Annotated in this window: 13 protein-coding genes; 9 read left to right on the top strand and 4 right to left on the bottom strand. The window is 50.3% G+C overall.

Features of this window, described 5'->3' with window-relative positions; all coding sequences use genetic code 11:
• Window positions 1-4 precede the first annotated feature (4 nt).
• The 5 genes from CLFS41_RS21225 to CLFS41_RS21205 all read left to right on the top strand — a co-directional run bounded on the left by CLFS41_RS21225 (window position 5) and on the right by CLFS41_RS21205 (window position 5222).
• Complete coding sequence (locus CLFS41_RS21225) at window positions 5-1093, top strand: sugar ABC transporter substrate-binding protein (RefSeq protein WP_045093383.1); 1089 nt, start codon at window positions 5-7, stop codon at window positions 1091-1093.
• An 81-nt stretch (window positions 1094-1174) separates the two neighbouring features.
• Window positions 1175-2167 carry an NAD(P)-dependent oxidoreductase gene (locus CLFS41_RS21220; RefSeq protein ID WP_007863614.1) on the top strand — a complete coding sequence of 331 codons (993 nt, stop codon included), beginning with the start codon at window positions 1175-1177 and terminating at the stop codon, window positions 2165-2167.
• A gap of 5 nt (window positions 2168-2172) precedes the next feature.
• Window positions 2173-3528: an allantoinase AllB gene (allB, locus tag CLFS41_RS21215; protein ID WP_045093448.1), complete on the top strand. Its 1356-nt coding sequence runs from the start codon at window positions 2173-2175 to the stop codon at window positions 3526-3528.
• A gap of 15 nt (window positions 3529-3543) precedes the next feature.
• Window positions 3544-4803, top strand: coding sequence for a Zn-dependent hydrolase (locus CLFS41_RS21210; RefSeq protein WP_045093382.1), 1260 nt, complete (start codon window positions 3544-3546; stop codon window positions 4801-4803).
• Window positions 4804-4832: 29 nt separating this feature from the next.
• Window positions 4833-5222: a Rid family detoxifying hydrolase gene (locus CLFS41_RS21205; protein WP_007863620.1), complete on the top strand. Its 390-nt coding sequence runs from the start codon at window positions 4833-4835 to the stop codon at window positions 5220-5222.
• A gap of 20 nt (window positions 5223-5242) precedes the next feature.
• On the opposite strand, the gene CLFS41_RS21200 is transcribed toward CLFS41_RS21205, so the two are convergent.
• The 4 genes from CLFS41_RS21200 to ychF form a co-directional block, all read right to left on the bottom strand.
• Entirely contained in the window at window positions 5243-6016 is a 774-nt protein-coding gene (locus tag CLFS41_RS21200; protein WP_045093381.1) for an FCD domain-containing protein, read from the bottom strand.
• Between the two features lie 64 nt (window positions 6017-6080).
• Window positions 6081-7013 carry an acetamidase/formamidase family protein gene (locus tag CLFS41_RS21195; RefSeq protein WP_007863630.1) on the bottom strand — a complete coding sequence of 311 codons (933 nt, stop codon included), beginning with the start codon at window positions 7011-7013 and terminating at the stop codon, window positions 6081-6083.
• A gap of 16 nt (window positions 7014-7029) precedes the next feature.
• Entirely contained in the window at window positions 7030-7728 is a 699-nt protein-coding gene (locus tag CLFS41_RS21190; RefSeq protein WP_045093380.1) for a cyclase family protein, read from the bottom strand.
• Between the two features lie 306 nt (window positions 7729-8034).
• On the bottom strand, window positions 8035-9132 hold the full coding sequence (gene ychF, locus CLFS41_RS21185; RefSeq protein ID WP_045093379.1) for a redox-regulated ATPase YchF: 1098 nt from the start codon (window positions 9130-9132) through the stop codon (window positions 8035-8037).
• A gap of 295 nt (window positions 9133-9427) precedes the next feature.
• Here ychF and CLFS41_RS21180 point away from each other — a divergent pair, with 295 nt between their 5' ends.
• The 4 genes from CLFS41_RS21180 (at window position 9428) to rsmH (ending at window position 13442) form a co-directional block, all read left to right on the top strand.
• Window positions 9428-10765: an FAD-dependent oxidoreductase gene (locus tag CLFS41_RS21180; RefSeq protein WP_045093378.1), complete on the top strand. Its 1338-nt coding sequence runs from the start codon at window positions 9428-9430 to the stop codon at window positions 10763-10765.
• A 139-nt stretch (window positions 10766-10904) separates the two neighbouring features.
• Window positions 10905-11801, top strand: coding sequence for a prolipoprotein diacylglyceryl transferase (lgt, locus tag CLFS41_RS21175; RefSeq protein ID WP_007863636.1), 897 nt, complete (start codon window positions 10905-10907; stop codon window positions 11799-11801).
• A 274-nt stretch (window positions 11802-12075) separates the two neighbouring features.
• The gene (gene mraZ / locus CLFS41_RS21170) at window positions 12076-12501 is read left to right on the top strand and encodes a division/cell wall cluster transcriptional repressor MraZ (RefSeq protein WP_007863637.1); all 426 of its coding nucleotides are present in this window, start codon (window positions 12076-12078) and stop codon (window positions 12499-12501) included.
• Complete coding sequence (rsmH, locus tag CLFS41_RS21165; RefSeq protein WP_007863638.1) at window positions 12501-13442, top strand: 16S rRNA (cytosine(1402)-N(4))-methyltransferase RsmH; 942 nt, start codon at window positions 12501-12503, stop codon at window positions 13440-13442. Before mraZ ends, rsmH begins: the two co-directional genes overlap by 1 nt.
• The last annotated feature ends 71 nt before the right edge of the window (window positions 13443-13513 follow it).

Genomic DNA, 13513 nt, shown 5'->3' with positions numbered 1-13513 from the left:
GAATATGAAGAAAAGATTAGCAGTAGCATTGGCGGCAGTAATGGTAGCGGGGAGTCTGGCAGGATGTGCGGGCAGCGGCACTACAGCCGCTCCGGAAACAAAGGCAGAGACGCAGGCAAAGGCCGGGGAATCTGAGACAGAGAAAAAGGCTGAAGAAAAGACAGAAGAAAAGACAGAGGAAAAAGCAGGGGGTCAGGCAGCTGATACTGAAAAGACAATGGTGATCGGGGTGATACCAAAATCCACGCTGTTTGACTTTTACAAGATGGTACGCCAGGGGGCGGAAGATGCAGCGGCGGAGCATGGGTATACCATCAATTACCAGGGCACCAACTCTTCCACGGACACAGCCACACAGCAGAACATTGTGGAGGACATGATGATGTCAGGAATAGACGCCCTTGTCATCTCATCCATTGATGCAAAGGCCATTAACGACACCATGGCTTCCCTGGATGTACCGGTGATCACATTTGATGACGAGATGGATCCCTCCGTATGTCTCACCACTGTATCGGTGAACCATGAGGCCGCCGCTGCTGCAGGAGCTGCCTATATTGCTGAGAAGCTGCCCGAGGGAGGAAAGGTTGCCGTTGTGTCATCAGAGGCTGGTTCCGATGTAATACAGCAGAGGGACAGAGGATTTGAAAACGAGCTGAAAAAGCATGACCAGTTTGAACTGGTAGGCATCTATCACACGGAGGGCGACAGGGAGAAGGCCGCTAATATTATGCAGGATCTGTTATCAGAACACCCTGATCTGGTTGCGGTATTCTGCTGTAACGAAGGTGCATCAGCCGGTGCCAGTAAAATGTTAAAGGATGAGGGCCGCACCGATATCCTGGCAGTGGGATATGACTCTTCAGAAGAGCTGATCAATAATATATACGATGGAAGCCTGGACGCGCTGATCTCCCAAAATCCCTATGGTTTGGGCTACAATTCCGTAAAGGCGGCCATTGAGGCCATTGACGGAAAAAATGATTTCCCGGATGTGACGGAAAGTCCATACTGGCTCATCGATGCAGACAATATCCATGACTCTGAGGTGATCAAGATCCTGGATCCCCTTGGAACCCTTAATTTAAAATAATGTAGATTGCGGGGCGGAGCACTGCGGACGGAATCCATAAACTTCAGCCTGCAGTACTCCCCATCAGATGAGGAAAAGTCCATGGAACGATTGTTTCTTACAGGCGGTTCCGGTTTTATTGGAATCAATGTTATGGAATGCTTTTTAAAAGCAGGTATTCAGGTTTACAACTATGACTGCTGTAACGTGGCGGACTGTGTGGAAGCGTATTTTGGACAGCTTGGCGGTGATTACCATTTTATTCAGGGCGATATACTGGATGGGGAAAGACTGCGGCTGTCACTGGGGGAAAGCGGTGCCGACACGGTTATCCACATGGCTGTGATCACTGTGACGGAGGACAGGGAGAAAAATGACACCCGGCATATCTTTGACGTGAACTGCAAAGGCACTTTGAATATGCTGGATGCCTCTGTTGCGGCAGGCATCAGGCGCTTCCTGTATGTAAGCTCCATAGCGGCTTATGGAACCACGGCATATAAGGCAGACATCCTGACAGAGGAGATGGAGAATCTAAATCCTGAAAACCTGTATCAGATTTCTAAATTCACTTCTGAAAAACTAGCTCTCCGGTATCAGTATCTTCATCATATGGATATAACCTGTGCAAGGCTGGGGGATGTGTTTGGACCATGGGAGAGGCCTACCAGGTTCAGAGATAAAATGAGTGCTCCGTGCATCACCCTTAAGTATGCCATGGATGGAATCCAGGCGGTTTTAAAAAGGCCCAACCGAACCAGCTGGGTGTACAGCAGGGATATTGCCGGTGCGCTTTTTTGGCTGGCCGGGAGGAGCCCTGAATGGGATGTGTATAATTTGAGTTCCGGCAGTATATGGTCCATTGCGGACTGGTGCCAGGCATTATGTTCCTATTATCCGGGATTTAAGTGGAGACTGGCCGGACGGGAGGAGGAATCTAATGTGTTTTACCACGGTATCAGGGATAATGCCCCCATGTCTGTTTCAAGGCTCTGTGAATCCGGTTATACGCCGCAGTATGACATGGAAAAAGCCATGAAGGATTATATTGCATGGGCGGAAGAATACCCGCAGATGTTTGGGAAGGTTAAGTGAAAGCCATGGGATTTGACAAGATAATAGATAATGGGACTCTGGTGCTGGAGGACGGCTGTCTGAATGCATCATTGGCAATAAAGGATGGAAAGATAGCTGCCATTTTACAGGATGGCTGTGGAGCAGATGGGAAGGAGAGGATCGATGCAGGAGGGCGGTACATATTTCCGGGGGGAATTGACACCCACACCCATTTCTTTGATCCGGGGGCGGAGTACAGGGAGGACTGGGAATGCGGCACAAAGGCTGCTGCCTCAGGCGGTTATACTCTTGTGATGGAAATGCCCAACAGCAGCCCGCCTGTTATAGATAAGGACACGTTCCGTACCAAATATGAACGTGCTTCCCAGCATGCGGTGGTGGATTTTGCCCTGTGGGGCGGAGCTATCGCAGGAGGGAACAGCCATATAGGGGAGCTGTGCGGCTTAGGGTGCATTGCCTTTAAAGGATTTACCCTGGACGCAGGACCGGAATTTAAGTGGCTGGACCACCAGCAGCAAAAGGACGCCATGGATGAGGTGAAAAAGCATGGGCGGATACTGGGGTTCCACGCCGAGGATGAGAATATTATAAGTGAATTAAAGGAGCGGTTTCAGGATGGTCCATGGAACCTTCGCCTTCACGACATGGCAAGGCCCTGGTATGCGGAGATGATTGCGGTACAGAATGCGGTAATCCTGGCAAAAGCATCCGGCTGCCCTCTTCATATCTGCCATTTATCCATACCGGAGGGAGCTGAACTTATTAAGAAGGCAAAAGCGGATGGGGTGGATGTATCGGCAGAAAGCTGTGCCCACTATTTTCTTCTGAATCATGAGGATAATTTTGGCGCAGGAACCTACGGTCTGATCCAGCCGCCTTTGAGGGACAGGAAACGGATGGAACAGATGTGGGAGTATCTTCTGGATGGGACCATTGATTACCTGGGCACGGATCATGCGCCTTATACAAAGGAGGACAAGGAACCGGAGGATGGAAATGGGTGGAATGTAATGGGGGGCGCGCCCTCCATTGACATTGCCTATCCCCTTATGATATCCGAGGCAGTCATAAAACGGGGGATGAAAGCCTCCCGGCTGGCGGATCTGTGCGCGACCAATGCGGCAAAACGTTTTGGTTTGTACCCCCGCAAGGGAGCGGTCAGGGTGGGAGCAGACGCGGATCTGGCCCTGGTGGATATGGACTGCCGGTGGAATTACAGCAGGAAAAACAGCTTGTCCAAGACAAAATGCACCAGTTTTCCTTATGAGGGAAAGGAGGTTCTCTGCCGTGTGACGGAAACCCTTGTGAGGGGAAGGACTGTTTACAGGGATGGCGCTATATGGGCTGTTCCGGGCAGTGGAATATTCATTAAACCATAGAAAGGGGTAATAGAAATGCTTGGGATCAACAAGGAACGTTTATGGGAACGTCTTCAGTACGTAGGAGGGATCGGAGCAGATCCCAGAGGAGGGATCAGCCGGTTTGCATGGACACCTGCCTACAGGGAAGCGTGCGAAGTCCTTATGGGGTGGATGCGGGAAGCAGGGCTGACCGTGCGGATGGATACAGTGGGAAATATCTATGGAAAACTGGAGGGGCAGGAGGAACTTCCCCCCATTCTCACAGGCTCTCATTTTGATACAGTACCCATGGGAGGGAAATTTGACGGACTGGCAGGCGTTATGGCAGCCCTTGAGGTGCTTACCACCCTGTCCGAGAACGGGATCAAGCCAAGGCGTCCCATTGAGATGATCGCATTTGTCAACGAGGAAGCCAGCCAGTTCCTGGGAGGACATTTTGGCAGCAAGGCGATCTGCGGTATGCTTCCGGAAGATTATGCAGCCACCTCCACGGACAGGGCAACAGGGATCACTATGAGGCAGGCAATGCTGGATTTTGACATGGGACTGGAGCCGGACAATTTCCCGGGAAGCTATATTAAAGCGGGGGACTATTATGCATTTATAGAACTTCATATTGAACAGGGATGTTACCTCCTTCATGAGGACCTGCCCATGGCTGTTGTGACGGATATCGCCGGGATCAAACAGTTCTATATAACGCTACACGGTGTGTCCGCCCACGCAGGGGGTATGGCAATGGAGGACAGGCATGATGCCATGGCGGCGGCAGCGGCAATTGCATGTGAGGTGGAGCGCCTGGCCCTGGAATCAGGCTCCACCACCCGGGGAACAGTTGGTTATATAGAAGCCCTTCCCGCAGAACACAATATTGTGGCAAACCAGGCTATTGTGCCTGTGGATTTCAGGGAAAAAGAAGATGACCTGTGGCAGAAACTATATGATGACCTGATGGCATTTGTGGAAAAGCAGTGCAGGGACAGGGGACTTACCTATTCAGTCAGGAGTACGATCAACACAGAGCCTGTTCACTGCGATAAACGTCTTGTGGAATTGATCGAGCAATGCACCAGGAAGGAGGAGATACCCCATAAATATATGGTAAGCTATCCCGCCCATGATGCAATGCAGATGGGACGTCTGTATCCCATGGGAATGATCTTCCTGAGAAGCTCAAATGAAGGGGTCAGCCATTGCCCGGATGAATACACCACGCCGGAGGATATGGCTGACGGCACCGCAGTTCTGTTGAGAACCGTGGAACGTCTGGCCCAGGAGGACTTGCTTGGATAAAAACAATGAGATGAAAGGAAGACGGGAATATGGATGTAATTAAGATTTCTACAGATAAATGCCCAAAGCCGGGCGGCTGGTATTCACAGGCTTTCAGAACAGGCGATCTGATCTTTACAGCGGGGGTAACGGCTAATGATCCTGTTACCCAGGAGTTGGTAGGGCCGGGAGATATTGTGAAGCAGACAGAGCAGATTTTAAAGAACATGGACAATCTTTTGCGGGAGGCCGGCTCAGACCTGGATCACGTGATAAAGACCCTTGTATTTGTCTCCAACATAGATGACTTTGAGATATTTAATGAGACTTATAAAAAATATTTTCCCCATAATCCCCCTGCCAGGAGTACCATGCAGATCGGGAAGTTTAATCATGGCATGGTGATCGAGATAGAAGCAGTTGCAGTTGCGGCTGACTGAGAGCAGAAAAGAGTACCGGTTCAGACTGTTCCGGTATTCTTTTCTATTTCATGGATAATGTCAAGCAGATGGCTTTTTATCAAATGTGCTGCAAGCTGGGGATCATGCTGCCTTACAGCGTTAAGGATCTCCTCATGTATGGCGGCATACGTGGTGGAATATTCCAGAATCCCCTCTGCCTGCGCATTCCATTCAATGCAGCGCTGCTGATAGATCAGGAGGTTCAGAGCAGTGTACATGGCCTGGTTTTGGGAGGCTTTAGCCAGAACCAAATGAAAATCCAGTCCCGTGCCGGCCGAACTGTTTCCAAGGGAAATGGAGCGTTTGTGCTGGTTCAGTGACCACTGCAGTTCCTCCAGGTCCCCGGGACCGGCATTGAGGGCCGCCAGGCGGGCTGCCTCGTATTCAATGGCGATCCGGGCATACAGGATATCTGCCAGGGTCTTCATATCAGTGCTCTTGGTAAGGGCCATCAGGTCCCTGCTGAACTCCTGTTCAGCGGCCTGGGCGCGAAGATGGGAGGCTTTTTCCAGTCCCAGGTCTGTAAGGACCCTTCCCTTGTTGGCCACCTGTACGGTGTAACCATGACTATCCATCATCTTAAGGTTTCTTCCTATGGTCGCAGTACCCACCGTTAGTCCTGCCTGCTCAAACATTTCCTTAAAGGTCCAGGAACCGGTAGGTTCGTTTTTCTGCAAAAGGAATGTAAGAATCAGGTAATCAATTAAATCGGACTGGATGGGAAAAAGCTCCTTTAGTTCTTCCAGGGAAAGGTTCAAAGATTCATTGGGCATGAAAAAGCCTCCTTAATGTATCGTATATATCAGTTTCAATCAGAGTGCTGTTATGCTGCGGGTCTCACAAGGTTATGATACCGTGGGGCAGAAGAGCATGGGCCCCCCTCACGCCGTTGACCAGCTGTGTGATGCGCATGTCAACCGCTACACTTGCCATGGCCAGCGCTTCCTTGCTGCTAAATCCATATAGGCGCTCCATCAGACGGCACATTTCCATTAAAGCATAATAAGCAGCTTCTGTCAAATCACTGTGAAAACCAAATGTGATCCAGCCCTTGGGAGAGTTGCACACAGGGCTGGCCAGAGGTTCATCGATCAGGTCAAAGGTCAGGCTTACGCATTCCATGGGGCATTCAATAGCGGTACAGCCGGATTCTCCATCACCCTGCCTGGCATGGCCGTCTCCTGTGGAAAACAGAGCGCCTTCTGCATAGACCGGCAGGTAAAGAACACTTCCGGCTGTTATGTCCTTGCAGTCCATATTGGCTCCGTAAAGACCGGGGATGTGAGTCCTCACATAGTCATCCGTGTCAGGGGCAACAGCCATGACGCCCATGAAGGGGGAAAGAGGGACGCTGTGTCCCAGATGGCTTGTACAGGTGCCTTTCTTCCTGTCAATCTCCCATGTCAGGAAGTACTCTCCGCCCTTAAAATGAATATGCTCCAGATGGCCGGGGTCCCCGCCTCCCACACGGCTCCATCCCCATGTGCCGGTCAGGATCTGGTTAACACGAACGGAAAGAGTCATACCGGGATGGGCGCCCCGGATGTGGATGGGGCCGCAAAGGGCGTGTCCCTGGTCAAGGGGCATGGAGCGCTCCATAAAGGTCCCGCTTAAGGAGGAGGGGGAGTCCGGAGGTGAGATCCGCCAGTCCGCCTCCAGTGTGGTGAAATCCACGGTATCCCCAGGGTCGATGGTGAGTACCGGAGGAATTGTTTTTGACAGGCTTCCGTGAAGGGTGTCCCTGGCAGGTAACAGTTGATAGTGTGCCATATGGATCCCTCCCCTCCTATTCTTCAATCACGGCAAAGGCCCTGACAGGAGAGCCGCTTCCGTTCCTGAGCTTTAAGGGAATCCCGTAAAACAAGAATTCACCCTTGCCGATAAGCTGGTCCAGGTTTACCAGCCACTCATAGTGTGACAATCCCAGATCTCTGCAGGCCCGGTGGCTGGGGAACAGCTGGGTGTCCATGATGTCTGTGGACGGTCCTTCCACACCGTGCATCCTGGAACCACGGGAAGCCAGCCACGCAACTGTCTCAGGAGCGATGTCAGGATTCATACAAAGGACATCTTTTGATGGGAAATACCGTTCATGGACTCCTGTGGCAAAGAGGACGATGTGGCCCTGGATGATGACCCCGGCCTCCTTTTCAGCTTTCTCCACATCACTAACAGTGATGCTTCCCCTGGCAGGTATATGGCGCATATCCAAACACACGGCTTTGCCAAAGAAAAGGTCAAGGGGCATCTGGTCAATGGGAAGGCCCTTGGGACTCATATGGTAAAATGCATCCACATGGGTGCCGGTATGTTCAACCATGCCCAGATAATTCCAGGTGGAAGTGAAGGGATCCTCGGGGGTTCCGGTGTTAAATGATTTTGACTCTTCGTGGGATACCATAGGAACATAGATATTGCTCTGAAAGGCATCCTGTACCAGCATTTTGTTGGTGATTTCAAGGGTGAGGTCAATGATCCGCTGCATAAAAATCCTCCTTTTAGATTAGATTCGTGTACTCCGGAGCCTTCCTGGCATCTATCTTTGCGGCTGGCAAAAACATCTCACTAACCTGAATGGTGATTCCGAAAGCACACATGAAAATAAGATGAAAACACTGCTCATCTTTGATGAGTGATATTTATATTATACATCAACAGGAAAAAAGATCAAGACCTGTACCAAACCAAAAGCCGGTTCCTGAGGAGAGAGGATCCGGACAGAGCACTTTTAAACACGCTCTGAGACTGGACCGCCTTTTCAGGGAACCGGCTTATCTTATTCGTTTATAAATTATACATTAAAACGGAACAGGACCACATCCCCGTCCCTCATCACATATTCCTTGCCTTCGGAGCGGACCAGGCCTTTTTCCTTGGCAGCGTTCATGCTGCCGCAGTTCATCAGGTCATCATAGTTCACAACCTCGGCGCGGATAAAGCCCCTCTCAAAGTCGCTGTGGATCTTGCCTGCTGCCTGGGGCGCTTTGGTGCCGATCTTGATGGTCCACGCGCGGCTTTCCTGGGGACCTGCGGTCAGGTAGCTCATAAGGCCCAGGATACGGTAGCTGGCGGCAATCAGCTTCTCCAGGCCGGATTCAGTAAGGCCAAGGTCATCTAAGAACATCTTCTTCTCATCATCATCCAGTTCCGCAATCTCCTGTTCAATCTCAGCACAGATGACAAATACTTCGCATCCGTTTTCAGCGGCAAAGCCGCGGACAGACTGTACATAGGCGTTGTCAGCGCCGTCATTTGCCAGGTCGCTTTCCGCAACATTGGCAGCGAATATAACAGGCTTCCAAGTGAGCAGGTTTAAGGTGCCGATAAACTCACGCTCATCCTCATCCTCTGTGTCATAGCCCCGGGCCAGTTTGCCTTCTTCAAGATGGGCTTTCATAGCCTTTAACAGTTCCACTTCCTTGGCCAGATCCTTATTGTTGAAAGAACCCTTGGACTGCTTTGCAATGCGGCGCTCCAGGATCTCTATATCAGAAAAGATAAGTTCCAGGTTAATGGTCTCGATATCTCTCAGCGGATCAACACTTCCATCCACATGGATGACATTGGGGTCGTCAAAACAGCGGACCACGTGTACAATGGCATCCACCTCACGGATATTGGAGAGGAACTGGTTGCCCAGTCCTTCGCCTTTGGATGCGCCCTTTACAAGTCCCGCAATGTCCACGAACTCGATCACGGCAGGGGTGGTTTTTTCAGAGTTATACATTTCAGTCAGCTTGTCCAGCCTTACGTCCGGAACAGGCACTACGCCTACATTGGGGTCAATGGTGCAGAATGGGTAGTTGGCTGATTCCGCACCGGCTTTGGTCAGGGAATTAAACAGGGTGCTCTTTCCTACATTGGGGAGTCCTACAATACCTAATTTCATTTGATTACCTTCCTATTAATATGTGATATATGGTGCTGGGACATGGCGCCCCAACTTTTGCAGTATGGTGCTAAAGTCCATGTACAAGCATTCATCGCGCCCAAAGGCCATTTCCAGATCCTTTTGGCCTGTCAGGAACGTTCTGATTCTATTACAGCCTTATTATCATATCATAAAACAGGGGGAAATTAAAGCAGAAAATGTTTAACCGCAATAGGTATATAAAAATCTACAGGATGGGGAGAATAGAAAGGAAAGACATTAAGCATGGATCCATAGAAAGGAAGATATGAACATGGGAGAGACGATTGTTGTGATCGGCGCCAATCATGCCGGCACGGCGGCCATTAATACAATACTGGACCAGTTCCCGGAAAACAGGGTGATCGCATTTGACGGTAATTCCAATATCAGTTTTCTGGGATGCGGAATGGCGCTCTGGATCGGGAAGCAGATATCCGGTCCGGAGGGACTGTTTTATTCGAGCAGGGAGGCATTTGAGGAAAAGGGCGCCGTGGTCCATATGGAAACAGAGATATCCAGGATAGACTATGACAAAAAGATGGTATATGGCCGGGAAAAGGATGGAACAATCCATGAACAGCCCTATGACAAGCTGATACTGGCAACAGGTTCCCTGCCCATCCGGCCTGAACTACAGGGCATGGACCTGGAAAATGTCCAGTTTGTAAAGCTGTACCAGAATGCCCGGGATGTGATCCAAAAGCTGAAGGACCCGTCCATCAGGAGGATCGCCGTGGTGGGGGCAGGATATATCGGGGTGGAGCTGGCGGAAGCGTTTGTGAGAAACGGCAGGGAAGTGGTGCTGATCGATTGTGCGGACACATGCCTGGCCGGGTATTATGACAGTGAATTTTCCTATATAATGGGGAAGAATCTGGAAAGCCACGGAGTGGAACTGGCATTGGGGGAAACCGTAGTCAAACTGGAGGGCCGGAAAAGGGTACAGACCGTGGTAACGGATCAGGCAAGGTATCAGGCTGACATGGTGGTATTCGGCATTGGCTTTAAGCCCAATACAGGTCTGGGACAGGGGAGGCTCAAACTGTTTAAGAATGGGGCATACCTGGTGGACCGCAGGCAGGAGACCAGCATTGCGGGAGTCTATGCCATCGGCGATTGCGCCACGGTTTATAATAATGCCATCCAGGCCACGGATTACATTGCCCTGGCAACCAATGCGGTCCGTTCCGGCATCATCGCCGCCCACAATGCCTGCGGAAGAACGCTTGAATCCGTGGGAGTACAGGGGTCCAACGGGATCAGCATATGGGGGCTTCATATGCTCTGCACAGGTATCAGTCTGAAACGGGCGCAGAAGATGGGATATGCGGCAGCTTCCTCAGATTATGAGGACTGGCAGAAGGCGGAATTCATGGAAAATGGCAACAACAAGGTGAAGATCCGTATTGTGTATGATAAGGAAACCAGGATCATCCTGGGAGCGCAGATGTGTTCGGACTACGATATCTCCATGGGCATACACCTGTTTTCCATGGCTATAGAGGAACAGGTGACCATTGATAAGCTGAAGCTCTTTGACCTGTTTTTCCTTCCGCATTTTAACAAGCCCTACAATTATATCACAATGGCTGCCCTGGCCGCCCGGTAATCTCCGTCCCGTCTGCATCAATGTCGGCATCAATGCCTGTATCAATGCTGGCACAAATGCCGGAATAAATCACTCCTTGCAATTTATAGTACTTCGGGGTAAAATGGGAAAGTATATGAAACAGGAAGGAGATTGATCTATGGAAGCAGCAGGAGCAGATTTGAGTTTTGTGAATCTGGGAATAACCATACAGAACCTGCCAAACAGCATCACGGTGTTTGGCTTTCGGATCGCATTTTACGGAATTATCATAGGATTGGGAATGCTGGCCGGTATGGCCGTGGCATTTTCCGATGCCAGGCGCAGAGGGCAGGATCCCGACATTTACCTGGACTTTGCGCTGTACGGTATTATATTTTCCATCATAGGGGCCAGGGCCTATTATGTTATTTTTGACTGGGACAACTATAAGGATAACCTGCTTCAGATTTTTAACCTGCGTGGGGGCGGCCTGGCCATATATGGCGGTGTCATCGGCGCGGTCATCACCCTCACTGTGTTTACCAGGATGAGGAAGATGTCGTTTTTTTCCATGGCAGACAGCGGCGTGCTGGGGCTGATCACTGGCCAGATCATTGGAAGGTGGGGGAATTTCTTCAACTGTGAGGCATTTGGCGGCTTTACCAATAACCTGTTTGCCATGCGCATCAAAAAAAGTCTGGTGAATCCATCCATGATCTCCCAGCAGCTGATAGACAATGAGATCGTGGAAAATGGAATCGCTTATATCCAGGTGCACCCCACATTCCTGTATGAATCCGTGTGGAACCTGTGTGTCCTTGGATTCATGCTCTGGTACAGAAAACACAAGAAATTTGAAGGGGAAATGCTGTGGGTGTATTTCCTGGGATACGGTCTGGGACGTGTATGGATCGAGGGCCTTAGGACAGACCAGTTGAAGCTTCCCGGCTCGGGGCTTGCGGTTTCACAGCTCCTCTCAGCCGCGTTGGTCCTGATATCTGCGGGCATCATTGTTTATAAGCACCACGGCCTGAAAAAGGGGGAGAAAGTGGGGGGAGATTTCCCTTCTGATTAACATAAAATCTATATTTAGTGCTGAAAAAAGGGGTCATCCCATATGTAGAGGCAGTTGCGAAAAACCACGCAACTGCTTTATTTTTTTGCCTTAATTTTATAAGAAATTCGTAAAAACTTCTTGCCATTTCCCAATTTCTGTACTATGATGGACATACAAGTGGTAGAAAGTGGTGCAAAGTGGTAGAGGATGGTTGTTTTGTGGATGAAGTGGGGGTTTCGGATCCCCCGCAGCTGTCCACAGTACCGCACTGACGTACGGCAGGTGATAAGTTATGTTCATGGGTGAGTACAATCATACAGTTGATGCGAAGGGACGTCTGATCGTACCTTCCAAGTTCAGAGAGCAGTTAGGTGACGAATTCGTTGTAACGAAGGGCCTTGATAACTGCCTTTTTGTGTATGAGAATTCTGAATGGGCCGCTCTTGAAGAAAAACTTCGCACACTGCCTCTTACCAACACTGCCGGACGTAAGTTTTCACGTTTCCTTCTGGCAGGAGCTACCACCTGTGAAGTGGACAAACAGGGAAGAATTCTTCTTCCGGCGGTTTTAAGGGAATTTGCCGGAATTGAGAAGGACGCAGTACTGGTAGGTGTGGGAAGCCGTATTGAAATCTGGAGCAAGGATAAGTGGCTGGAGGCTAACACCTTTGATGATATGGAAGAGATTGCAGAACATATGGAAGGTTTGGGAATTTAATGGAGGAACAAGCATTTGTACACAAGTCCGTACTTTTATATGAGACAGTGGGAAGCCTGAATATCAAGCCCGGAGGCATTTATGTGGATGGAACGCTGGGCGGGGGAGGACATGCCTACGAGGTGTGCAAACGCCTGGGAAGCGGACGTCTCATTGGCATTGACCAGGATGCGGACGCCATAGCGGCCGCGGGAAAGCGGCTGGAACACTTTAAGGATAAAGTAACCATAGTAAGAAGCAATTATGAGAATATCAAAACAGTGCTGGAGGATCTGGAACTCAGCAAAGTGGACGGTATCTACCTGGATCTGGGAGTTTCCTCCTATCAGCTGGACAAGGCTTCCAGGGGATTTACCTACAGGGAGGATGCGCCTCTGGACATGAGGATGGATCAGAGGAATACCACCACGGCGGCTGACATTGTCAATACTTACGGAGAAATGGAACTGTACAGGATCATCCGGGACTATGGTGAGGATAATTTTGCGAAGAATATAGCAAAGCATATTGTAAGAGAGCGGGAGGAGCATCCCATTGAGACCACGGGACAGTTGGCGGAGATCATAAAGAACGCGATCCCGGCCAGAGTACGGGCCACGGGCGGACACCCGGCCAAGCGTACCTTCCAGGCCATACGGATCGAGTGCAACCATGAACTGGATGTTCTGGAGCACTCCATTGACACTATGATCGGCCTTTTAAACCCGGGAGGCCGCCTGAGTATCATTACGTTCCATTCACTGGAAGACCGGATCGTAAAGAACCGGTTCAGAACCAATGAGAACCCCTGTATCTGCCCCCATGAGTTTCCTGTCTGCGTGTGCGGCAGGAAGAGCAAAGGAAAGGTGATATCAAGGAAACCCGTATTGCCCTCAGAGAAAGAACTGGAAGAAAACAGCCGTTCAAAGAGCGCCAAGCTGCGCGTGTTTGAACGGGGATAAATACAGATGATGTAACGCCGCACAAAGGATTTTCGTACAAAGGATGACCATATCAAGACAGAAGGGAGGAT

Source organism: Clostridium sp. FS41 (assembly GCF_000954015.1).
Lineage (GTDB): Bacteria > Bacillota > Clostridia > Lachnospirales > Lachnospiraceae > Enterocloster > Enterocloster citroniae.
This window is presented reverse-complemented; position numbering and strand designations above follow the sequence as displayed.

What these genes read in the sequence shown, in the direction of transcription:
- CLFS41_RS21210 (WP_045093382.1), top strand. Translation starts at nt 3,544, where the DNA reads ATGCTTGGGATCAACAAGGAACGTTTATGGGAACGTCTTCAGTACGTA.
- rsmH (WP_007863638.1), top strand. Translation starts at nt 12,501, where the DNA reads ATGGAGGAACAAGCATTTGTACACAAGTCCGTACTTTTATATGAGACA.
- CLFS41_RS21180 (WP_045093378.1), top strand. Translation starts at nt 9,428, where the DNA reads ATGGGAGAGACGATTGTTGTGATCGGCGCCAATCATGCCGGCACGGCG.
- mraZ (WP_007863637.1), top strand. Translation starts at nt 12,076, where the DNA reads ATGTTCATGGGTGAGTACAATCATACAGTTGATGCGAAGGGACGTCTG.
- lgt (WP_007863636.1), top strand. Translation starts at nt 10,905, where the DNA reads ATGGAAGCAGCAGGAGCAGATTTGAGTTTTGTGAATCTGGGAATAACC.
- allB (WP_045093448.1), top strand. Translation starts at nt 2,173, where the DNA reads ATGGGATTTGACAAGATAATAGATAATGGGACTCTGGTGCTGGAGGAC.
- CLFS41_RS21205 (WP_007863620.1), top strand. Translation starts at nt 4,833, where the DNA reads ATGGATGTAATTAAGATTTCTACAGATAAATGCCCAAAGCCGGGCGGC.
- CLFS41_RS21225 (WP_045093383.1), top strand. Translation starts at nt 5, where the DNA reads ATGAAGAAAAGATTAGCAGTAGCATTGGCGGCAGTAATGGTAGCGGGG.
- CLFS41_RS21195 (WP_007863630.1), bottom strand. Translation starts at nt 7,013, where the DNA reads ATGGCACACTATCAACTGTTACCTGCCAGGGACACCCTTCACGGAAGC.
- CLFS41_RS21220 (WP_007863614.1), top strand. Translation starts at nt 1,175, where the DNA reads ATGGAACGATTGTTTCTTACAGGCGGTTCCGGTTTTATTGGAATCAAT.
- CLFS41_RS21190 (WP_045093380.1), bottom strand. Translation starts at nt 7,728, where the DNA reads ATGCAGCGGATCATTGACCTCACCCTTGAAATCACCAACAAAATGCTG.
- CLFS41_RS21200 (WP_045093381.1), bottom strand. Translation starts at nt 6,016, where the DNA reads ATGCCCAATGAATCTTTGAACCTTTCCCTGGAAGAACTAAAGGAGCTT.
- ychF (WP_045093379.1), bottom strand. Translation starts at nt 9,132, where the DNA reads ATGAAATTAGGTATTGTAGGACTCCCCAATGTAGGAAAGAGCACCCTG.